This is a genomic window from Micromonospora sp. CA-248212 (assembly GCF_050948405.1).
Classification (GTDB): domain Bacteria; phylum Actinomycetota; class Actinomycetes; order Mycobacteriales; family Micromonosporaceae; genus Micromonospora.
On sequence record NZ_CP192023.1, the window covers coordinates 4,620,927 to 4,642,438 of the forward strand.

A 21,512-nucleotide genomic window follows, 5' to 3' on the forward strand; every position below is an offset into this window, starting at 1 on the left:
GGAGCGGAAAGGGCCCTTCGTCACGTCTCAGACGGTGAGGGTCCAGGCGTTGATATAGCCGGTGTCACCGGAGAAGACGTCCCGCACCCGCAGCAGCCAGGTGCCGTTCGCCGACTCGGTGGAGAGATTCGCGGTATAGGTGGCGTTGACGTTGTCGGCGCCGTCCAGGAAGCTCTGGTTCTTCAGCCGGTAGGCGGTGCCGTCCGGTGCCACCAGATCGATGATCAGGTCGCCCCGGAAGGTGTGCACGATATCGACCGCCACGGTGGACGCCGAGGAGGCGTTACGGTTACAGCCGGTGATAACGATGCCGCTGGTCACCGCCGTGTTGCTGTCCGGTATCGCCACATCGGTGCCGTTGGTGCCCGAGCAGCCGCCGCCACCCGAGCCGGTCACGGTCAACGAGTACGTGGCGCTGCGCGTGCCCGCAGTGCCGGCACCGGTGACAGTGACGCCGTAGGTGCCGGCAGGGGTGCTCGCCGAGGTGGCGATGGTGAGCGTGGACGAGCCGCCCGAGGTCACCGTGGCCGGGCTGAACGAGGCGGTGGCGCCACTCGGCAACCCGCTCGCCGACAGGCTCACCGACTGCGCCGAGCCGCTGGTGGTCGCGGTACTCACGGTGGCGCTGACCGAGCCGCCCGGCGCGGTCGAACCGGCCGTCGGCGACACCCCGACGGAGAAGTCGTCGGCCGGTGGAGTGCCGCCGCTGCCCACGTAGAGCAACTGGTTCGGGGTGCCGGTGCCGACGTTGGTCACCACGTTCGGGGTGGAGTTGCCGACCAGGTAGTCGCGGACCTGCTGCGGGGTCCAGGACGGGTTCGCCGACAGCGCCAGCGCCGCCGCGCCGGCGACGTGCGGCGACGCCATCGAGGTGCCGCTGATCGTGTTGGTCGCGGTGTTGCTGTCGTACCAGGCCGAGGTGATGTTGACGCCCGGCGCCAGGATGTCGACGCAGGTGCCGAAGTTGGAGAAGCTGGCGGCCGCGTCGTTGTTCTGCGTCGCACCTACGGTGATCGCGGAGGCCACCCGCGCCGGGGAGTAGTTGCAGGCGTTCTGCCGAACGCCGAGGGCGTTGCCGTTGCCGGCCGCGACCGCGTACGTGACGCCGGAGTTGATCGAGTTGTTGATGGCCGTGTCTAGCGAGGAGTTGGCGCTACCGCCGAGGCTCATGTTCGCCACGGCCGGCTTGATCGCGTTCGCGGTGACCCAGTCGATGCCGCCGATCACCCCGGCGTTGGTGCCACTGCCCGAGCAGTTCAGCACCCGTACGCCGACCAACTGGACGCCCTTGGCCAGGCCGTACGTCGAGCCGCCGACGGTGCCGGCGACGTGCGTGCCGTGCCCGTTGCAGTCGTCCGCCGAGCCGCCGTCGACAGCGTCGTAGCCGGAGGTGGCCCGGCCGCCGAAGTCGTTGTGGGCGAAGTTGATACCGGTGTCGACGATGTACGCGTGCACGTTGGTCGCGGTGTTCGGGTAGGTGTACGAGCTGTCGAGCGGAAGGTTGCGCTGGTCGACGCGGTCCAGGCCCCAGGACGGGGGGTTCGGCTGTGTCCCGGAGATGCGGACCGTGTGGTTCTGCTCGACGTACGCGACATCGGGGTGCGCGGCGATCCTGGCCGCCGCCTTGGCGCCGGCGGTGATCTCGAAGCCGCGCAGCGCCGTGGAGTAGGTCCGAGCGACCGCTCCGCCGTGCTGACCGACCAGCCTGCTGGCGGTGGCACCGACCTGCGCCCGACTCACCGCGCTCTCCTTGAACACCACGATGTAGCTGTCGGTGACAGCCGTGGCACCGCCGGCACTACGGATGTCGCCTTCCGGTTCGGCCGCCACGGCCGGCGAGGCCGCTGTGAGGGCCAGCATCGCGACGGCGCCCACCACAATTGATCTTTTCGGGAGACTCATTCTCCCCTCCCTCCGATTCGGCCCTTCGTCCGCTCGCCCACGACGAGGAATCGATGATGGCCGATTGAGAAGAGATTACTAAATGATGGCGGCAGAAGACAGATCCAGGGCCCCCTATACCGCTCATAAGATGGAGGTCAAGGTATGGCAATTCATTCCAGATCACGGGCTTGGTGGTCATTCCGAGACGAGCCATCGATTCGTCACCAGCCTATGCGCTTCAGCCCACCCTCGCCCCGTTCGGAAGGCCGGAGGTTGACTATCCGCCGCGCCGGCGCGACTGGCTCGGGTTGTCACTCGACCTGAAACGTCGCGGTCGATGCGAGTCGCAGGGTGGCCCCAGGCCGAAGTGGGTGTCGTACGCCGGGTTCAAGCCGCCGTTGGTCCAGCCAGGTACCGTTCGTGGAGTACAGGTCGGTCACCGTCGCGGCCCCGTCCGGCGCAGTCGTGACAGCCGCGTGTCGTCGCGAGACAGCATCGTGGCCGGACAGCGCGGCCGCCGCGGGCGAACCGGGGTCCCGACCGAGGATCAGGGTTACTCCGGCCTCGAGGACTGTCTGCCACGGCGGGTCGAGCAACGCGATCATCAGGACGGTTTCGAGCACACTGAGGCAGTGCGGGCACATCCGGCTCCCCGGCGGACACGCCGTTCCGCACGACGGACAGGTGATGTCCACGGCGACCGGGTCGATCGGCTGCGGGGTGACGAGGTTGTTTACCTCGATGACCGCCGAGACGGCGGTGAGGTTCGCATAGCAGTCCGGGTTGCCGCACACGATGTCACCGGAGCCGACCGGTGCGCCGCAGGCGCGGCAGATCAGCCGCTCCATGTCGATTCCCCGACGCCGATGCCGCGGGCCCGCAGATGATCGGCGATCTGGTCGAGCTCGCCGGGCCGCGGGATCCCGACCAGCCACAGCCGGCCGTCGAGCACGCCGGTCTGCAAGCCTGCCCGGACGAGCTGAGCGGCCTCGCCGTATCGCTGGTGGCCCAGCGGGCTGAGGGTGATGACGCGTTGGTTCGCCGAGCCACGCAATGGGGTGTCGCCGTTGTTACGCCGCTCGACGTACCTACCCGCGACCACGGCGTCGCAGCTTGCGCGCAGCTCTGGCAGCCGTGCCGCACGCGACCAGCCGTATCCCGTATAGAGCAGGATGTCGATCGGCCGGGTGTGCCGCCAGGTGGTTATCCCGCGCAGGAGCGCGGCGAGCGCGACCGGCTGCTGGAGCGGTTCGCCGCCGGAGATCGTCACACCGTCGATCCCTTGAGGAAGTGAGGTGAGCCAGTCGAGCACCTCCTCGACGGGGACCGACCGGTCGGGGCGGCGAGGCCAGGTGTCCCGGGCGAGGCAGCCGGTGCAGGCGAGGGTGCAGCCTTGCAGCCAGATTCCGGCCCTTCTGCCGTACCCCAGGGTGGTGACCGGGTGGTGGAGGCGACTGATCTCGATGGTCGTCATGACAGCTCCACGGTGATGACGTCGGCCTGACGCCGCCAGGCCGTCACGACGAGCGACGTCGTGTCGCCGGACGCCGGCGCGTCGCCCGCCGGTACCGCCAGCCGGTCGAACAGGGCGCGGGCCAGCGGGTTGACGAGCGCCGTCTCCAGGGCGGAGCCGATCCCCCGGCCGCCTCGGGCCAGGTCGCGCGTGCACTCCCTGAGCACGCGCGCATGGACCGGCTGATCAAGCGTGACCGACACGTGGTGCTCTTCGCTGAGGCGGCGGAGCACGTTGCCGAGTTGGAGTTCGAAGATCTGTTCCGCCGCCTCCGGTCCGATGAAGTCGAACACCACGACATTGTCACCGAGGCGGTTGAGCAGCTCGGGGCGACCGAGTACCCGGGTGAAGTGATCCTCGATCGCTGCCCGCACGATCGCCTCGACCTGGTCGTAGGGAGTGCCCGGCGTAGCCGTCTGGGTCAACTGGCCCGTGCCGTCGTCGACGTACATGCCGAGGTTGCTGGTGAAGATCAGGATGCATTCGGAGAAGTGGGCGGTACCGCCGCGGCCGTCGGTGAGCCGGCCGTCCTCGAGGATCTGCAGGAACTTGTCGAGGATGCGGGGATGACTCTTCTCGATCTCGTCGAACAGGATCACCCGAAAGGGCTGCTGACGCACGGCGTTCGTGAGTTCTCCGCCGGCCTCGAAACCGACGTAGCCCGGTGGAGCGCCGATCAGCCGATCGCCGGCGTGCTCGGCGGAGAACTCGCTCATGTCGAACCGCAGGTAGGCCGCCTCGTCGCCGAACACCACATGGGCCACTGCCTTGGCCAACTCGGTCTTGCCCACCCCGGTCGGACCGGCGAAGAACAGAACTCCGCGCGGGCGTGACGATGCCCGTGCCGCATGGGCGCCGGACAGGCCGAGAGCGGCGCGTTTGAGGATGTCAAGGGTTTTGGTCACGGCTTGGCGCTGGCCGATGATCCGCTGGGGCAGGGACCGTTCCCCGTCTCGGATCCGGGTGTGCAGGTAGTCGCGGCGCCAGGGATTGTCCAATACCCCGAGCTTGAACGTTCGGGTCGCGTCGGGCCACTGCTCCGGGCTCAGCCCACGATCGCGTGCCAGCCTGGTCACTTCGATCATGCCCTGCAGGGTGAGTCCTTCGGACTGCTCGGCAAACGAGCGAGCCCGCTCGGGCAACGTCGCGTCGGGGATCTGGCCGTGCAACAGCCGACGGGCGCAACGTTCCCGATCGCCGTAGTCCGGTCGAGGCAGGCTGATCACACGGATCCGGTCCTTGCCCGCGGTCAGCCAGGCCGGCAGGTCACTCTCGTTCTCCACCAACCAGATCAACGGGTTGTACAGGCTCTGGGTCCGACCGGATTCGGCCGCGACCGGCCGCGCCGACCGGGACAGCTTCTCCATGCGGCGCAGGAACTGCCGCTCGGCGTCGTCCGGATCGCTCGGATGCCGCAGCAGGTGCGCCGCTCGGACGATGGCTGCCGCCCGCACGTTGGTGCGGGGCTGGGCGATCGCGGCGAGCTGGACGAACAGCGCGCCCAGGTCGGGCGTCGGGCCGCCGGGACGGTACCCATCGCCGAGGAGGGCACGGGTGGCAGTCGTCACGTCGCTTCTGCCGATCTGGTGCACGACACCGGAATCGATCAGATCATGATCGAGTACGAAGGTGTAGCCGCTCCGGTCCAGCAGCTCACGTATCACGTCGGTGAGGGAGAGCAGCCGCACCCCGGTCGGCGTGTCGATGAGGTACGAATCGTGGGCGTTGCCCCACAACACGTACTGCGACTGGGTCGGCAGTGTCGCGTGCAGTTCGCGGGCGAACGCCGGCCAGCCCGCGAGGTCGTCGATCACCGTACGTCTCCCTCCGCCTCGCGGCTTCTGAGCCGGCGCCGGGGCTCCGTGCGCTGCTGCGGCGCCGTGCGGGGCGTGGGTTCGGCGCCCGGGTGACGCAGCTCGGTGTGCGCGCACGGCAATCCGGCCTCCCGGAGAGTGGCCAGTGCCTGTTCGAGGTCGGCGCACCAGCGGTGCTCGGCTGCCGTGTCGGCGTGGGGGTTCTCGCCGGGTCCGGTCCGGTAGACCATCGACTGAATCCTGCGTGCCCTTGCGTCGACTTTCAAACGCACCAGGTGGTCCGCGTCGTCGGGTCGGCTCACCGCGAGCCTGCCCGTGCTGGGTTGCCCGACGCTGAACTCGGTGCCCACGCTGTAGCCCAGCTCGGTCAGCGCGTCCGCCACAGCGTCCTGGACCGCGATCGCCAACGCTCGCTCCTCCATCTCCGACCGCAGTTGCTCAACCTCGTTCAACAATTGGTCGTTGAGCTCCGCCCGGCCGGACACCACGTCGACGAGGCCCGCCCTGGCCCGGTGTAGGGCGCCGATGTCAAGATCCTGCTGCGCCGCGTACGGTTCCATCGCGTCCAGCAGTTCCGCCGCGACGACGGCATCCGAGCGCCGGACCCGCACCAGCTTGTTGGCCTCCTGCACCCGCAGTTGCACCTGCCGCAGGCGCGGCCGTCGCTCGTCGGGCCGGCGCCAGACGTCAGCGGCGGCGGCCTCGGCTCTGGCGCGGCCCTCGGCGGCGGCCATCGGGTGCAGGCCCGCGAGGATGCGCACCACGGCGGCAGCGGGGTCCGAACCACCGCCGGGCAGCGGCTCCGGCTCACCAATCCCGTCCGCCGCGGTCCGCAGCGCCGCGGCCGACACCGGTGGCAGCAGGTCCGCGAGACCCCGTGCCGCGGTGACCGCCCGGGCGGCGGCGGCGCGCCTGAACACTCCCGCCAGGACCCGGTCGACGTCGTCGCACCAGGCGTCCCAGACCGATTCGGACGCCGAGACGGAGGGCTCAGCCAGCGCGGGCTCCGCCGGCAGTCCTTGCTGTGCGAGGGCGGACGCCGCATACGCCGCGTCGACCCGGGCGGCGGCCCGGCGTTCAAGTCGCAGTTCCCAGGCGTGGACGGCCTGGTCCCGCTGCGACTCCTGGGCGGCGACGGCCTGCCGCCGTGCGGTGGTGTGTGCCCGGATCCGCGCGTTGCGGGCGGCTGCCTCGGCTGGGCTCACCTGGAGTAGCTCGCCGAGTGCCGCCGTGGCGCGGATTCCGACGATGGTTGCGGCGCCGATCACGGCCGCCACCGGGAACACCACCACACTGCCAGCGCTCATTCCGCTTCGCCCCCGTCTCGCCGCTCAGTGGGTTCGCTGCCGAGCAATTCACGGCTTCGTTGTCGCCGGAACTGACCGAAACGCCATATCCGGGTGCCGGTCCAGCCGAGATGCACCACCGGCCCGATGAGCGCGACCATGGCGACGGCCAGTAGCGCTGCCGACCAGAGGAACGGGCTGCCGCAGCAGCAGGCCAACGCCAGCACACCGAGCAGCAGCGGCGGAGCGCCGCCCCGGACCCGGTTGGCGCCCCTGCGAAGCGCCGCCCAGCCGGTGGGCACGCGACGGACCAGCCACCGCATTCGGTCGAGCGCGGACCAGCGCGGATGGTAGAAGGATCCAGTCCGCACCGCGAGGCCGACCTCGGCCAGGGTGGGCACCAGCCATTCCGCGACGGGGATCGACATGTCTCTGATCACGAGACGTGGGTCGGGAGAGAAATGGGGCAGGAACACGGGAGCGGCGACGACCAGCGCCCAGATCATGGAGGCCGCCGCGGCGAGCGACAGGGCCTTCGGCCGCCCGGCCCTGAGCTGCTTCAGTTCCTCGTCGAGAACGCGCTGTCCCCGGGTACGGGCCTCGACGATGCCGGCGCACTCCTGCACGGCGGTGGGGACGACCGTCAACACACACAGCGCGCTGGCCACGTCGGTCACCGGAGGCAGTGCCTCGAACCAGTCCAGGTGCTCGGTGACCTCTTCGCGATCCCGAACCGCGCCGTCCAGCAGCGGTCGCAGCCGATCCGGATCGGCGGCGACGCTGAGCAGGACGGCCCGGTGCTCGGTTCGGCGCGCCGCCAGCATCGACGTAGCCTGTGGTGGCAGATCGACCCGGGTGGCGAGCGCGTCGAGGTCCTGTGCCGAGCTCCGCCAACGGGTGTCCACCTGCACCAGGGCCTGGCCGTCGCCGAAGTCGGCGAGCACCGGCAGGAGCGAGTACCGCCACAGGTCACGCACCGCCGAGGCCGCCCGGCCGTCCGGCTCCCGCACCGCCACAGCCGCGACATCGGCAAGGTGCTCCGACCCCACTCGTAGCCCCAGGTAGGTCGCCGGTTGCCCCCGGTCCAGCCAGCGCAGCAGGTGCACCATTCGCACATCGGGGGTGTGATCCGGGTGGGTCAACGCCTGGTCGATCAGCCGGATCCGTTCGTCGACATCGTCGTCGAACTGCTCCAGCCAGGCGCGCAGCACGCGCCACCCCTCGCCGGGGTCTCTTCGCGTGCCGACGCGTCGCAGGAACATGTCCACCGCGTCGCTCCAGTGGGCCGCCATCGCGCGTGCGACCTCCGAGCGGGTGCGGTAGGGCACCCCTTTCAGGATCAGCGGCGTCGCACGTCGCGTCGAGGCCGGACGGTGCACCTCGGGCGATCCGCCGGACAGCCACCGCCGGACCTGCGCCTCACCCCACCGATGGTCCGGGTCGCTGACCAGGAGCCCTTCGCAGAGAAGCCGCAGCCGGTGGTCCGCGACGCCGTCGACGGATGCGCCCCGGACCGTCACCTCGTGCTGGATGATCCGCTCGTCGAGACCCTCGAACGGGGCTTGGCCGGTGGCCAGTTGCCGGACCACCACACCGACGGCCCACCAGTCGCCCGCCGGGGAGTAGGCGCCGGCGAAACTCTCCGGCGCCGCATAGGCGAACGTCACGCCGCGGCTGGTGAATCGCACCGATGCTGGACCGAGGTACCTGCTCAGTCCGAAGTCGGCCAGCGCCAGCCCGAGGTCCGGAGGAAGGCTCCGGACCATGATGTTCGACGGTTTGAGGTCGCCGTGCACGATGGTCGCCGAGTGCAGTTCGCCGAGCGCCTCGGTCAGCTCGGCGACCACGTGCCGCAGCAGTTCCGGCGGCACCGGGCGGGGGTCCTGGCCGATGAAGTCCGCCAGGGTGCCAGCCGGTAGATACTCGGTCAGCTCCCAGCGCCGGCCCTCAGCGACGCCGAAGTCGATGGGCGTCACCAACCTCTCGCTGCGCAGCCCGATCAGCCGGTCGACCGCGTCCTCGTCGATGACGATCCCCGGCCGGTAGATCTTCAACACCCGGTCGTCGCCCGCCGCGTCGCGTAGTAGAAAGACGTCGGCCTCCGCGCCCGCCGGCAACGCCGCGAGGACCGACCAGCCCGACACCCGGTCGGGCAGCCGCAGCAGACCGGCGCTCACCGGTACGGCCACAGCGGACTCGGCCGGGTGCTCCCGGCGTGTGGCGGGAACCTGTGGCCCGGGGTCGACGGCCCGATCGGTCTCGCGGCGCGTCGGCGGCACGTCACCCTCGGCAGGCGGTCGCGGGTTCACCTGCCGCCTACCGCCCGCTCGATCGCGTCGTGGCGTGGTGACCCGTCGCGCTGGCGCCAGCCCTACTCACGGCGGATCCCCTATGGACAGCGGGTGCGAACCCACGGCCACCGACTGATGACCGGCGGCCAGCGTGGTCTCAAGCTCGCGCAGGAACGAGTCGATCTCATCCGCGATCCGGTCGGTCCGCAGTCGTTTTATGCGCACGTACAACACCCACGCCAACGGTCCGAGGATGGGGACAACAACAGCCACCACGACACCGCCCAGGATCCAGACCGGGCCCGCACCCTGACGACTGAATGCCCACGGAAGCAACAGGGCGGGGAGAGTGACGGTCGGAAGTTGAAGCGAGATGAGAAGGATGAAAAAAACGTCCATCGACTTGATCTGGTTGACCCAGCCTCGCCGGGTCTCCTCGCGCAGACCTTCCATCGCCTCCTCGAGGCGCCCATGCAGCCACGCGGTCTGATCGCGCTCCAGGCGGGACAACGGCAAGGATCGGGAGGCCGAACGTTGCCGGTACTGTGCCATCACCCGGAGGGCGCGGCCACCGGCGGCCTCACCGCGGGCCGGGACAGCCGGCGGCCACTGCCGTGCAGCCTGCTCAAGGATGAGGTAATAGCCACCAACAATCGGCATGGCCATAAACACCAGGACAAATGAGATCAGGAAGCTGAGGCTTTCCCCGGTCGCATAGGGGGCCACCACCACACCAAGAATCAATCCCAGGACGAAGGTCATCGCCATGCCCTGCCCCAGCAGCAGGGCTGCCGGGTTCGCTACCACGACGGCGCGTTCGAACCTGTTCAAGGATTCCGCCAGATGCAACGCCGCAGCCAAGAGGGCAACAGGCAGCAGGGCGACGAAAAAGACCGCCAGTGCGTAGGTCTGCAAAATCTCACCGAGCGAATGTGGTTCTTCTGCTCGTGAGTAGTAGTACGGAAAGGCGGCGAGGATCGCTGGTCCGACCGCACCGGCGAGAATCCTCGTCAGCCGTCCGGAAACCCCGGACTTCTTCGCGGGCTCCTCGGGCGGAATCCAGGTCGGGTGGACGTGCGCCTCCAGCGCCTCGATCAACCGGGTGACGTCGAGGCGGAACGTGCCGTGCCGGATACGCTGCGACTGGCGTGCCGGAAGCTCGCGCATGTCCGCCGGAAGGTCATCCGCCACCGGGACAGGAGTCTCGCCCAGCAGGACCGGGACGACAACCGTGCCCGGCAGCCGCAACGCCTCCGCGATCTCCCAGCGGACCCAGTCCTTCGCCGGCCAGGTCGCCCGATGCCGGGTCTCCGCCAGCCAGCCGGGACCGATGATGGCGATCAGCACCTCGGCGTCGCTCAGCCGGGCCCGGAGCTGGTTGGGGTACCGCTCGCCGACGGGGATGGACTCCACATCCAGGAACACCTCGGTGTCCCCGAAGTGCCGCCGGAGCCGGTCGGCGAGCGCCTCGACCAGAGCGGGTTCGCTGCCGTCGCCGGCCTCGCGAAAGTGGCGACGATAGTTCACGAAGATGCCGCTCATGCTCACGCGATCCGTCGGGTGGAATCGTCGGCCGGTCCAAGTCCGTACGTGTCGGCTCGCGCCGACGGCCTCAGGACCTCGGTGAGCCGGGCGGTCAACGGTGCGACCGTGGGGTCCTGGTACCAGGGGGCCAGCAGCCGACGCAGTCGGCGCAGGTCGGTCCGGATGGTCGCCGAGTCGACCAGTTCGATGCCGTCCAGCACGTCCGGAGCGAGTTCCAGGGCCGCATCGAGGTCGCCGGCGCCGACGTGGGCGAGCAGTCGGCGAACGCCGTACCGGGCGCGGGCCCGGCCCGCCGCCGGGCTGATCCTGAGCACCTCCCGGTCGAGGATGTGCGCCGCCTCCCGGTACGACCCGAGATCGACCAGCCCCCACCCCTGCACGATCGCCGCCGGATCCGGCATGTTGCCCGACCCGAACACTTGCGCCCCGCCGGCCAACTGTCGGTGCGCCCGACCCACCTCCACCACCGCCGCGTGGAAGTCGTCCGACCTGCCGATGAGGGCGGAGCCCTGAGCGACCCGTTCCATCGCCAGCCGCCGGAGTTGCGGCGGAGCGTTCGCGTCCCTCACCACTGGCGCGACAGCGGTCAAGGTGCGCGCCGGATCGTCGTCGTAGAGGGCGATGTCAGCCTGACGGATTGCGAACAACCGGCCAAAATCCCGGTCACCGCCAGCCTCGGCAAGAGCGACAGCGGTGCGGGTCCATCGCAGACAGGCCGCGTCGTCGCCGGCCTCCTGTGCCATCCAACCGGTGAACTCGGCGTACCGGGCGGCCAGGTGAAGAATCTCCAGGCGTTCGGCCAGCATGCTGACCTCGGCGAGCCCTCGCAGAGTCCGCACCTGCGCGGCGAGGGTCGGTAGCAACACCCGAGGGCTGGTCGTCTGCGCCGCCTGACGCATCCGACGCAGCAGCTCTTCGAACGGTGGCGCACCGTCAACCGAGTGGTCCGGCGGCGTCGACGCAAGCCACGCCGCGGGCAGTGGGACGGGATTCGGGTCCGCTCCCCGGGACAGCGCCACGGCAGACCGGCCTCGCGGATGCCCCGGCGACTGAGAGCTGATCTCCAGGGCCGCGTCGTTGCGGAGGATCATCACCTGCAGCCGTCCCAGGTGCGGGCTGGGAGTCAGCCCCAGCTCGGTGAGCCGGTGGGCCAGATGCTGGTATTCCCGGAGGGCGTCTGCCTGCCTACCGCCGCGGTACAGCGCGACCATCAGTTGCCCGACGAGTCGTTCCCGCAGTGGGTGTTCGGCGACCAACCCCGTCAGTTCGGAGGCCATCGCCTGGTGGTGACTCAATCGCAGGTGGACCTCCACCCGCTCCTCCAGGCCGCAGATCCGGCGCTCGTCAAGCTTGGCAGCCCAAGCCTCGATCCACGAGGTCCGCACCCCGTCGAGCGCCACCGCTCCGCGCCACAGGCTGAGTGCCTCGTCGTACGCGTCGATCGCCGCCTGGTCCTGGTGGCGCCCGCTGAGCCGACGAGCCTCGTCGAGGAGCTTGTCGAAGACCAGCGCGTCGAGGTCGCTCCGTTCGACGTTGATCTGGTAGCCCTCAGGGGCTCCACTGATCCGCTCTCCTTCGGCCTCTCCGTGGAGTTGACGCCGCAACTGCCAGACGCAGTTCTGCAGCTGTCGTCGCGCCGTCGAGGGAGGGTCGTCCCACACCACCCGGACCAGCCGATCGTGCGTCACCAGCCCGTTCGGCCTGGTCAGCAGCCCCGCCAGAATCCTTCGCTCCCGATGACCACGCAGGACGACAGGGCGGCCGTCCCGGAGAGCCCGCAGCGGACCGAGCACCGAAAACTTCACTGGAGCCTCCAGCCATGGGCGAACCCGAATATACGCGGTCATCGTTTCGACCACCTCGGCAATTCGGGCCGCCCAGACCACCCTGCCCGCTGGCGGAAGGCACATCTGCGGTATCGGCATGGCGCCCTCACTCCCTCCACCGCACGTCGACTCTTCCACCTCGACTGAAGCAGAGCCGGGCGCGGTATGGGAGCGCCGCATACCAGAACGGTGAACACGTCGATGCCGGAGAAATTCGACTCTCGCTTCTGATGGGAGCATGCGGCGGAAGAGGGGCGAACGAATGAACGACGACGTCGGGACCTGCGTGTTCTGCCAGATCGGTGCCGGCACGGCAACGGCTCTTCGGATCTATGAAACCCCGCAGACGATGGCATTCGTCCCGCTGCTACCCGCAACCGCCGGGCACACGCTGGTGATACCTCGCAGGCACGTGACCGACCTGTGGGCCTTGGCCTCGGAGGACGTCCAGCCGCTGATGGACACCGTTCTCGACGTGTCCCATGCCATCAGAGAGGCACTTGCGTCGGACGGTCTGAACCTGATCATTTCGGCCGGCCAGGCTGCCTCACAGACGATCCCGCACCTTCACATACACCTGGTTCCCCGCTGGCACGATGACCCGATCCAGGCCATCTGGCCGGCGCGGGCACCCACAATCGACAGCGCCCGGCTTGAGCGGACCGCTGAACGGATCCAGGCCGCCATGCCGCCCTGTTCCCGGGCGTCTCGGCCCGCAGCAGGGGGGACGACATGTCGGCCAGGTCTGACACCCGGACCATGACGGTCAACTGCGCCTCGCCACGCGGGTAAGCCACCGACCGCGTACGGGAAATGCGGCGGTGGCCAGTCCACTCAATGCCTCCGCGGATCTCAACGTTTGCCCCATGCGCTGGCCGCTCATCGACGATCGCCAGCGGAAAGGCATAAGGACCGGACCAATATGCGAATGCCTGGCCGTATGACCAGGCACCAAGGGAGGAAACCGTGAAACTCAACCGAAAAGTCGTGCACGGACTCGTGACTGCGGCCACCGCCTGCAGCACCACGCTGATCGCCTTCCCCGAATCGGCGTCGGCCGGGGTCGAAACCAACTGCACCGTCCGCTCCGGCGGTCCGGTCGTCCTCTACTACGGGCAACAGCAGCAGGGCGCCTCCATCTGCCTCAACGGCCTGATCAACGACATGAAGAGCCCGGCTCTCTACTTCGGGCCGTCCGGGTCCGGCCACGGCACCCGGGTCTGGAACAACGCCGGCTCGGCATCGAACTACGACACGACGTGGCGGCCGGTGATCTGGTCCGAGCCCGGCATGACCGGCCCGTCGTACGCGCTGGGCGTCTGCTGCGATGCGGGCAGTGCGCCGTACAACCTCGCCGGTCTCACCAACGACAACCGGTCGCTTTCCTGGTCCCCCAACTAGCCATCATCCAGACACGTCAAACCCTCGTGGCACGTGACGCCGTCGGCTCTGTCGCCGCGGCGTCATGTGCCACCGATTACAGCCGGGGGCAGCGAACATGGCATCGCACGGACGAAGAACCGCCCGGTGGGGCGCACTCATGCTGCTGCTCGCAACCGCGGCGGCTTGCTCCCCCGACCCGGACGGCACAGCTGAGCGTGTTGGCGTGGGTGGGATCACCATCACCAGTCCGCCCGCCGTCACCGAGATGCGCGGCGCCGACGGTGCCGCGGGACTGGTCCTGCCCATCGCGGCGTACCGGCTCGACGGCGAGCAGCGCGTCACCCTGGACCGGGCTCGATCCATCCTGGTCAACGACTGCATGCGACGCTTCGGGATCGATCGCGGACAGCCCGCCGCAGCCACCGGCGGCGCGGGCCCTGAACCGATGTCGCGCCGGTACGGCGTCACCGACCCGGCCGTCGCCGCCAGGTGGGGGTACCACCTCGCACCGGGCGAAGGCAGCGTCGCTCGCACCAAGCCGGGTGCCGCCGTGCCGCCCGCCGAAATGCTCGTCTGGACCGGCAGCGAGGACGGCCGCCCGGCGCCAGCCGGCCAGCCCACCCGCACCTACCAGGGGCACGAGGTGCCCGCGGGCGGCTGCGCGGGCGAGGCGGGCCGCAAACTGCAGCTCACGAGCCCCGAGGACATCGCCGAGCACCTCGTCACCTCGATCGACTTCAACGCCTTCGAGCAGGCGCGGGCGGACGACCGGATGCGCCAGGTGTTCGGCAGATGGTCTGCGTGCATGCACGAACAGGGCTACCACTACGTCGACCCGTTGACTGCTGCGGCAGCCGCGGATCTGCGCCCGGCCACGCCCTCAACCGCCGAGAAGCGGACCGCGACCGCGGACGTGGCGTGCAAGACCCGTAACAACGTCGTGGGCGTCTGGTTCTCAGTCGAGTCCGCGTACCAGACCGCGATGATTCAGGCGCACGCCCAGGATCTGCGCGCCGCCCAGCAGAGGATCGCGGTCGTGGTCCGGAACGCGCAAGCCGTGCTCGACCACCTCGGCGGGTGATCGGGCGTGGGATACCACGACTCGGTCTGATCCCCGCAGCATCTCGACCCCGCCGGCGACGGCGACGCTGTCTGGGCGCGGGCGCTGCCGGACCGCAGCGCCGCTGCGACTCGACGAGAACCGGCCGGGCTGAGGCCGGCAGCAGGCAGGGAGGTAAGGACCTTCACCGTGGCCGGCCCACGTACCGCGAACTAGGTAATTCTTGCCGATGTGTAGCGGTTGCCGTCTTGGCACGATCGCATCTGCCGGGTGCGGATCCAGCGGCTCGCTCTCCTGCCCGGCGATCAGATGGTCGGTGACGCAGAGAGGCTTCACGATGGAGAACATTACGGACACCAACGAGGCCGGCATTGACGTGTCGGCCCCGGTGGTCAGCCGCCACAGCGTCACGGTGACCGCGTCGGCGGAAGCCGTGTGGCGGATCCTCACCGACATCGACGCATGGACAACCTGGCTGCCGGAAATCCCGTACGCACGGGTGGAAACACCCGGCCCGCTCGCCCCGGGCTCCGTGTTCCGCTGGTCGGCCGCGGGCATGGAGATCGAGTCGACGATCGTTCAGGTACGGCCGCGCGAGCGCCTCGTGTGGCGGGGATACGGCGACGGACCGGACGGGGTCCTCGGTGTCCACGTCTGGGCGCTCACTCCGGCCGGCGACGGTGTGGAGGTGTCGACCGAGGAGTCCTTCGCGGGCCCGCCTGTCGATGCCGACCCTGGGCCGTTCCAGGAGGGCCTCGACACGACCCTCGCCAGGTGGCTGGAACGACTCAAGGGCACCGCCGAGGCGGTGGCCGCCTCATGAAGAATCGTGTGTTTGCCGTCGCGACGGCAGTGGTCGTGGCCGGTCTCGTGGGCACCGCAGGTGCGCCGGCTCAGGCCGGTGCCAGGCGCGATGGCGGCTCCGAGGCCGCGACGGTGCAATGTGCGGGAAGGACAGTCGACGCGGCGGCGAAGATTCGTTATCGGACGGAGACGACGATCGACGCTCCGCTACGGACCGTCTGGAAGCTGCAGACCGACGTGGAACGCTGGCCGTCGTGGCAGAAGCCCGTTCTGTCGAGCAAGCGGCTCGATCGTGGCCCACTGCGTCCCGGTTCGTCGTTCCGGTGGACGACACCGGTCCTCGAGACCGCGCTGAATCCCGCCACGACCCTCGTCGTCACCTCCACCGTCCGGCAGCTTCAGCACCAGAAGTGCCTTCGCTGGAACGGCCCGGCGATCGGTGCGGGGCTGCGCATCGACGAGGGGGTGCACGTGTGGACGTTCACCGAGATCGACGGCCGGGTTCTCGTGCGTACCGAGGAGACGTGGCGCGGTGACCAGGTCGAGCAGGACGTCGATTTCTCCACCGTGGCTCTCGGGGCGGGCCTGGAGACGTGGCTGACGGAACTGAAGTCGCGTGCCGAACGGGAGTGTGATCGCGCCCGGCGCTGACGTGACCCAAGGGCCCCGCCGGTCTCGTACCGGCGGGGCCCCTTTGTCGCTCGGTCGGCCCGGCTCCGTCAGCGGAGTAGTTCTCGGAGCTGCCGGCGTGAGGTAATGCCCAGTTTGCGGTAGAGGTTGCGCAGGTGGGCGTCGATCGTTCGCGGGCTGACGAACAGCAGCGCGGCAACCTCCTTGGTGCCCGCGCCGGAGGCAACCCTGCGGGCGACGAGTAGTTCGCGGGCGGTCAGCCCCGCGAGCGGATCGGCGTCGTCGGCCAGGGTCGACTCGCCGATGGCGTCCAGTTCGCGGGCGGCGCGGCCGGCGAACCCGCGCGCGCCGATGGTGGAGAGCAGTTCGTGCGCGGCGCGCAGCTCCACCCGCGCCTCGGCGCGACGGCCGACCCGTCGCAGCCACTGCCCGTAGAGCAGTCGGGCACGCGCGTAGTGGACTCGCATCCGGCTCCCGGCGAACCGGCTGATCGAGGCACGGTAGTGGTCCTGCGCGCCGAGCCCCGGGTCGAGCAGCGCACTCGCCAGTAGATGCGCACCGGTCGTCCACGCGTTCGGATTGACCCGTGCGACCTCCCCGATCCATTTAGCCGAATCCTTGGCCTCTTCGGGACGTCCGACGTAGGCGGCGGCTTCGACCAGCTCGTGGTGGAAGACGGAGGCGGCGTACGCCCCGCGCCGGTGCTGGTCCCGTACGAGCAGCAACGCGTCGATCGCGGCCTCATGGTCGCCGCTGCCGTTGCACAGAACGCCGATCGCGTAGTGCAGCGCGGTGGGTTTCACCCCCACCCAGTCGCGCAGCTTCTCCCGGATCTCGCGGAACCGTTCGACGTCCCCGCTCCAGGCGGCAAGCATCAGGTCGGACCCGACGAGGTTTGACGTCCCGGCGGCCTCGTCGACCGCACGCGCCTCGATGATGCAGACCTGCGCGTCGGCGAAGCGACCCATGATCGTCCGGGCGACCGCCTGGAAGCGCAACGCATGGGGAAGGATCGCGTAGGCCCCCTGCGCCCGGGCGAGTTCCACCTGACGGTCGGCGATCTGCTCCATAGCATCGCTGTCACCGATGTCGACGCTCAACACACAGGCACGTTCCATCCACCACGGATCCGCGCCGGGCGTGCGGGCGTGGTCCCGGAAGGCGTCGACCGCACGGCGCATCATGGGCATCGCCTCGTCCACCGGGCGCAGATGCTGCTCGACCAATGCCCGCAGCAGCAGGTCAACCGGACGTGGCGGCTGACGCTGGGGTACCCGTTCCCGGATGTGCAGGGCGAGCCGCCGTAACCTCCCCGGCTCGTCGACGCTGAACATGAGCGACGCGAAAGCCTCCAGGTAGGTCTCGCGGACCTCGTCGGGCCCCACGCCGTCGGCCGCGTCGATGAGCGCGATCGTCGCCGGGATGGTGCGCGCCACGTGATAGTCGATCGTGGCGCGCAGCAGCCGCGCGGCGTGGCGGTCGGCGGGGTCCGGATGGAGACGCTCGGCCTCGTCCACCAACTCCCGGGCGGCAGACGGCGCCCCCGAGCCCAACCGCGCCCGGGCCGCGGCCAACAACCGGCGGGCCCGCCCCGACCGGCCGGGTGTCAGTCGGGCCGCGCGCTCGAGGAACGCGGCCGCTGCCGCGAGTCCGCCACGGCGCTGTGCTCGTCCGGCCGAACGCTCCAGCTCGGCCGCGGTCTCCTCATCCGGGCCATCGATCGCGCTCGCCTGGTGCCAGGCGCGACGGTCGGGATCGATGTCGGCGTCCGTACCGGCGGCGAGCGATGCGTGCGCCTGCCGTCGCGCCCTGGCGCCAGTCGACAGGTACACCGCGGAACGCGCCAACGGATGCCGGAAGTGCACCCGGGGCCCGGCCACCAACAGGCCGCTGTCCTCGGCCGCGGCCAGGTCCACGGCGTTCAGACCCTGAATCGCCATCGCGCGGCGCAGCAGAACGAGGTCGCCTGTCGGCTCCGCCGCGGCCAGCGCCAGAACCGAGCGCGTGGGTGTCGGCAGCCGCAGGAACCGACTCACGAACCGGTGTTCCACGGCGCGGTGCCCGGCCTCCCCGGGTAGCCCGAACGGTCCCGCGTCGCGGGCGAACTCCACCAGGGCGAGCGGGTTGCCGGCCGCTTCGGCGAGGATCCGTTGCACGATCGCTTCCTCGTGGCCGAACGGCGCCCGATACCGCAACAGGGTGAGGGATTCCGAATCGGTGAGCCCGGTGAGAGTGAGGGCGGGCAGGCGACCGAGCCCCGATACCGAGGCGGCGGTACGGCCAGCGAACACCATGGCGACCCGCTCCGCCGCAACGCGTGCCGCGACGAAGGCCAGTACCTGCCGCGAGCCGGCGTCGATCCACTGCACGTCGTCGACCACGCAGAACACCGGCCCGCGCCGGCCTACGGCACTCAGCAGGCCGAGAACGGCCAGGCCGACAAGCATCGGGGTCGGCGTGGCACCGGCCTGCAGCCCGAACACCGCGTCGAGCGCGCTCCGCTGCGGCACGGGGAGCCCCACGCGGTGGTCGAGCACGGGCGCGCACAACTGGTGCAGGGCCGAGTAGGGCAGCTCGCTCTCGAACTCGACACCACCGGCCCGCAGCACCCGCCATCCGTCGAGCCGCGAAGCAGCCGCACCGATGAGCGTCGACTTGCCGATCCCCGCATCACCGAGAACGAGCATCGCCCCGCCACGGCCCCGCGCCGCGGCTGCCGTCACCGAGGCGATCTCGCCCAACTCCGCCTCGCGAGCGACGAACAATCCCGACCTGATATCTGTCATCAGCTTCTGCGTGTCGCCGGACGAATGGTGCCCTCCGGTTGTTCGGCCCCACCGATGGTATCCGGAGCAGCGCACCGACCGGGACGGGCGCCGGGTCGGAAGTCGGCGCTCCTACGCGGGCAACTCGAACAGTTCCAACTGGATGCCGTCGGGGTCACGGAGATAGAGGATCTTCGTCCCGGCCAACGCCCCCGCTTCGACGCCGTCGCCGTCCTGGAGCACGACCGGATCGGCGTTGACGTGCACGCCCCGCCGCACCAGGTCGCGGTGCGCCGAGTCGAGGTCGTCGACCTCGAAACACAGGTGCATCACCCCAACGTCAGAGTTGCGCCCGGTGAAGGGCCTTGGCTGCGGGCTGTCGTACTGGATGAGTTCCAGCAGGACGTTGTCACCGGCCAACGCGAAGGATGCCCGCATCGACGCGTTCTCGACCTCGACAACCGCACCGATCGCCGGGTTCGTCGCCGAGATCGTCACGCCGTTCGGCGCGATGCCGAGGACGTCCTCGTACCACCTCACCGACCGCGCCAAATCGCTGACCGGCACTCCGATGTGATGCATTCTGGTCACTCTGCTCATGATCCCCATCCTGTAGCGCCGAGCCAGCACTGTGGAAGGCACAGGTCTTCCGCGTACCGCTGGTACCACCCAGTTCCCCGGACCGATAGCGGATCATGGGGTTCATGAATGACCTCGGAGCCGCGCTGCGGGCCTGGCGGGATCGCACGGACCCGGCCGCTGTCGGTATCCCGAACGCCTCTCGTCGCCGCGTCGTCGGGCTACGACGCGGCGAGCTGGCAGCGCTGGCCGGCATCTCCCCCGAATACGTGGCACGCCTCGAACAGGGCCGGGCCGCCACACCATCGGCGCAGGTGTGCACCTCCCTGGCCCGCGCGTTACGACTCTCTGACAACGAGGAGGCGCACCTGATGCGCCTTGCCGGCTTCGCCGCGGCCCCGGACCGGATACCCCAACTGATCCCCAGCAGCCTGCACCGCGTCATCGACCACCTCGGCGACACCCCGGCCGCCGTCTACGACGCCGTGTGGCGGCTGCTGCACTGGAACCGGCTGTTCGCGGCCGTCTTCGGCGACCCCGCCGGCGCCACCGCCGACGATCGCAACGCCTTGATCATCCATTTCGAGTCCCGAAACCCCCGAGTCCGGCAGACCGACACCGAACGCGCCTACTTCGAGCAGTCGTTGGTGGCCGACCTGCGCGCCACCAGCGCCCGCTATCCCAACGATCCCGACGTGGCGGCACTGATCTCGCGGATGGCCGGGAACGACAGGTTCTGCCAGCTCTGGGCCCTCGGCGCGGTGGCCAATCACGAGAGCGCGCACAAGACCGCCGTACACCCGGACGTGGGGGCCATCCCGCTGGACGCCAACGTTTTGACCACCCAGAACACCGACCTGCGACTCGTGGTCCTCACACCTCGGCCCCACACCGCCGCTCGCGAAAGACTGGATCGACTGGGTTGACGACACGGTTCCGGTCTGGACGAAGGAACCCTGGGAGGCAGCGGCGGAGCGCACGCCGGCCAATTCCCCCTGCCCGAATAGGTAATTCCTACCGATGCGGTACGGAGCTCCGCTACCGCATCGTCGTTGTGGTCGGGGGCTGGAGGATCTGACGTGGGCGTGGTGCGCAGGCGGCTGGCCGCGATCATCGCAATGACGACGGTGTCTACGGTTCTGTTCGCCCCTGGAACCGCCGATACCGGCGGCAGCGGTAGCGCGGGACCTGATCGTGGCGTCCTGGAACATGCAGGGCCAGAACGACGGGACCGGAGGGCCTCCGGAGTCGCGGTGGCGGACCGGTGTGCAGCAGATTCGACGGCAGGGCTGGGACAACTCGTCGAGTGGTTGTCCCAGGCCCGCGCGTCGGCGGAGCGGAACTGTCAGCTCGCGGTCTCGCGAGCCGCCTGATCGATCAGGGCCACCGCGGTCTCCGGGTGCGAGACAAAGAGCAGGTGCGAAGCGCCGTCGACCACCCGGACGGTGGCCCCGGCCCGCTCCGCCATGAACTCCTGCGTCTCCGGCGGGATGATCAGGTCGGCGCCGCTGACCAGCGTGTAGGACGGAATCGTGTGCCACGCCTGCGGCCCGGCCGCCGGCTCGCCGAACGCCGCCGCTGCGGCCGGACGCTGCGCGATCGCGTACACCGCCGCGTCCTCGGCGGGGACGTCGGCCGCGAAGCGGTCGTGATAGACCGCCGGGTCGATATACAGGTCGACCTGTCCGTCCGTCAGCGGCACCACCTTCAGCGACTCGTTCACCGTGCTGCCCGCGAACTTGCCGACCAACTCCTCGACCGCCTCACCGGTGTCCGGCACGAACGCCGCCAGATAGACCAGCGCCCGCACGTGCTCGCTACCGGCCGCAGCCGCGGAGATGACGGCGCCTCCATAGGAGTGGCCGACCAGCACGATCGGCCCCGCGATGCGGTCCAGCAGCGCCTTGACCCCGGCCGCGTCGGAGGCGACGCCGCGCAGCGGATTCGGCGCCGCGACCACCGGGTACCCGCCGGCCAGCAGCCGCCGGATGACCCCGTCGAACCCACTGCTGTCCGCGAACGCACCGTGTACGAGCACGATTGTCGGTCGGCCGTCTCCATTTACCATGGTGTACCTCTTCCCTGATCCTCGGGTGCGGTCGGATCGACGCTAGGCGCGGGGTTTGGACAGC

17 protein-coding genes are annotated in these 21,512 nt (G+C 69.6%); 6 read left to right on the forward strand and 11 right to left on the reverse strand.

Going from position 1 to position 21,512, the window contains the following annotated elements; all coding sequences use genetic code 11:
* Positions 1 to 27 precede the first annotated feature (27 nt).
* From ACQP03_RS21760 to ACQP03_RS21795, 8 genes are all read right to left on the reverse strand, one after another.
* A complete protein-coding gene (locus ACQP03_RS21760) occupies positions 28 to 1,902 on the reverse strand; it encodes a S8 family peptidase (RefSeq protein WP_433458185.1) in 1,875 nt (624 codons plus the stop codon).
* Positions 1,903 to 2,195: 293 nt separating this feature from the next.
* A complete protein-coding gene (locus ACQP03_RS21765; RefSeq protein ID WP_433458188.1) occupies positions 2,196 to 2,732 on the reverse strand; it encodes an FHA domain-containing protein in 537 nt (178 codons plus the stop codon).
* Positions 2,720 to 3,358, reverse strand: coding sequence for a 4Fe-4S cluster-binding domain-containing protein (locus ACQP03_RS21770; RefSeq protein WP_357174085.1), 639 nt, complete (start codon positions 3,356 to 3,358; stop codon positions 2,720 to 2,722). Before ACQP03_RS21770 ends, ACQP03_RS21765 begins: the two co-directional genes overlap by 13 nt.
* The gene (locus tag ACQP03_RS21775) at positions 3,355 to 5,211 is read right to left on the reverse strand and encodes an AAA family ATPase (RefSeq protein WP_433458190.1); all 1,857 of its coding nucleotides are present in this window, start codon (positions 5,209 to 5,211) and stop codon (positions 3,355 to 3,357) included. The genes ACQP03_RS21770 and ACQP03_RS21775 overlap by 4 nt, the downstream gene beginning before the upstream one ends.
* Positions 5,208 to 6,518 carry a hypothetical protein gene (locus ACQP03_RS21780; protein WP_433458192.1) on the reverse strand — a complete coding sequence of 437 codons (1,311 nt, stop codon included), beginning with the start codon at positions 6,516 to 6,518 and terminating at the stop codon, positions 5,208 to 5,210. Before ACQP03_RS21780 ends, ACQP03_RS21775 begins: the two co-directional genes overlap by 4 nt.
* Positions 6,515 to 8,686 carry a protein kinase domain-containing protein gene (locus ACQP03_RS21785; protein ID WP_433458194.1) on the reverse strand — a complete coding sequence of 724 codons (2,172 nt, stop codon included), beginning with the start codon at positions 8,684 to 8,686 and terminating at the stop codon, positions 6,515 to 6,517. The genes ACQP03_RS21780 and ACQP03_RS21785 overlap by 4 nt, the downstream gene beginning before the upstream one ends.
* Before the next feature lie 186 nt (positions 8,687 to 8,872).
* Positions 8,873 to 10,330 carry a toll/interleukin-1 receptor domain-containing protein gene (locus tag ACQP03_RS21790; protein ID WP_433458196.1) on the reverse strand — a complete coding sequence of 486 codons (1,458 nt, stop codon included), beginning with the start codon at positions 10,328 to 10,330 and terminating at the stop codon, positions 8,873 to 8,875.
* Positions 10,331 to 10,332: 2 nt separating this feature from the next.
* Entirely contained in the window at positions 10,333 to 12,138 is a 1,806-nt protein-coding gene (locus ACQP03_RS21795; protein ID WP_433458198.1) for a BTAD domain-containing putative transcriptional regulator, read from the reverse strand.
* 283 nt (positions 12,139 to 12,421) lie between these two features.
* On the opposite strand from ACQP03_RS21795, the gene ACQP03_RS21800 reads away from it, so the two are divergent.
* The 5 genes from ACQP03_RS21800 to ACQP03_RS21820 all read left to right on the forward strand — a co-directional run bounded on the left by ACQP03_RS21800 (position 12,422) and on the right by ACQP03_RS21820 (position 16,057).
* Positions 12,422 to 12,922, forward strand: coding sequence for an HIT family protein (locus tag ACQP03_RS21800; protein WP_357392404.1), 501 nt, complete (start codon positions 12,422 to 12,424; stop codon positions 12,920 to 12,922).
* A gap of 203 nt (positions 12,923 to 13,125) precedes the next feature.
* Positions 13,126 to 13,560 (forward strand): hypothetical protein, encoded by a 435-nt coding sequence (locus ACQP03_RS21805; protein ID WP_357134609.1) that lies wholly within the window; start codon positions 13,126 to 13,128, stop codon positions 13,558 to 13,560.
* Between the two features lie 205 nt (positions 13,561 to 13,765).
* Positions 13,766 to 14,623, forward strand: coding sequence for a hypothetical protein (locus ACQP03_RS21810; RefSeq protein WP_396832330.1), 858 nt, complete (start codon positions 13,766 to 13,768; stop codon positions 14,621 to 14,623).
* A 316-nt stretch (positions 14,624 to 14,939) separates the two neighbouring features.
* Positions 14,940 to 15,425 carry an SRPBCC family protein gene (locus tag ACQP03_RS21815; RefSeq protein WP_357392402.1) on the forward strand — a complete coding sequence of 162 codons (486 nt, stop codon included), beginning with the start codon at positions 14,940 to 14,942 and terminating at the stop codon, positions 15,423 to 15,425.
* Entirely contained in the window at positions 15,377 to 16,057 is a 681-nt protein-coding gene (locus tag ACQP03_RS21820) for an SRPBCC family protein (protein WP_433458201.1), read from the forward strand. Before ACQP03_RS21815 ends, ACQP03_RS21820 begins: the two co-directional genes overlap by 49 nt.
* A gap of 68 nt (positions 16,058 to 16,125) precedes the next feature.
* Here the strand turns inward: ACQP03_RS21820 and ACQP03_RS21825 are convergent, their stop codons facing one another.
* Together ACQP03_RS21825 and ACQP03_RS21830 are read right to left on the reverse strand one after the other, a co-directional pair.
* Positions 16,126 to 18,822 (reverse strand): AAA family ATPase, encoded by a 2,697-nt coding sequence (locus tag ACQP03_RS21825; protein ID WP_433458202.1) that lies wholly within the window; start codon positions 18,820 to 18,822, stop codon positions 16,126 to 16,128.
* Positions 18,823 to 18,933: 111 nt separating this feature from the next.
* On the reverse strand, positions 18,934 to 19,383 hold the full coding sequence (locus tag ACQP03_RS21830) for a VOC family protein (RefSeq protein ID WP_357174264.1): 450 nt from the start codon (positions 19,381 to 19,383) through the stop codon (positions 18,934 to 18,936).
* Positions 19,384 to 19,505: 122 nt separating this feature from the next.
* Between ACQP03_RS21830 and ACQP03_RS21835 the strand changes: the two genes are divergently transcribed.
* Entirely contained in the window at positions 19,506 to 20,306 is an 801-nt protein-coding gene (locus tag ACQP03_RS21835; RefSeq protein ID WP_433458204.1) for a helix-turn-helix transcriptional regulator, read from the forward strand.
* Positions 20,307 to 20,725: 419 nt separating this feature from the next.
* On the opposite strand, the gene ACQP03_RS21840 is transcribed toward ACQP03_RS21835, so the two are convergent.
* A complete protein-coding gene (locus ACQP03_RS21840; RefSeq protein ID WP_357392399.1) occupies positions 20,726 to 21,418 on the reverse strand; it encodes an alpha/beta fold hydrolase in 693 nt (230 codons plus the stop codon).
* Positions 21,419 to 21,512 lie beyond the last annotated feature (94 nt).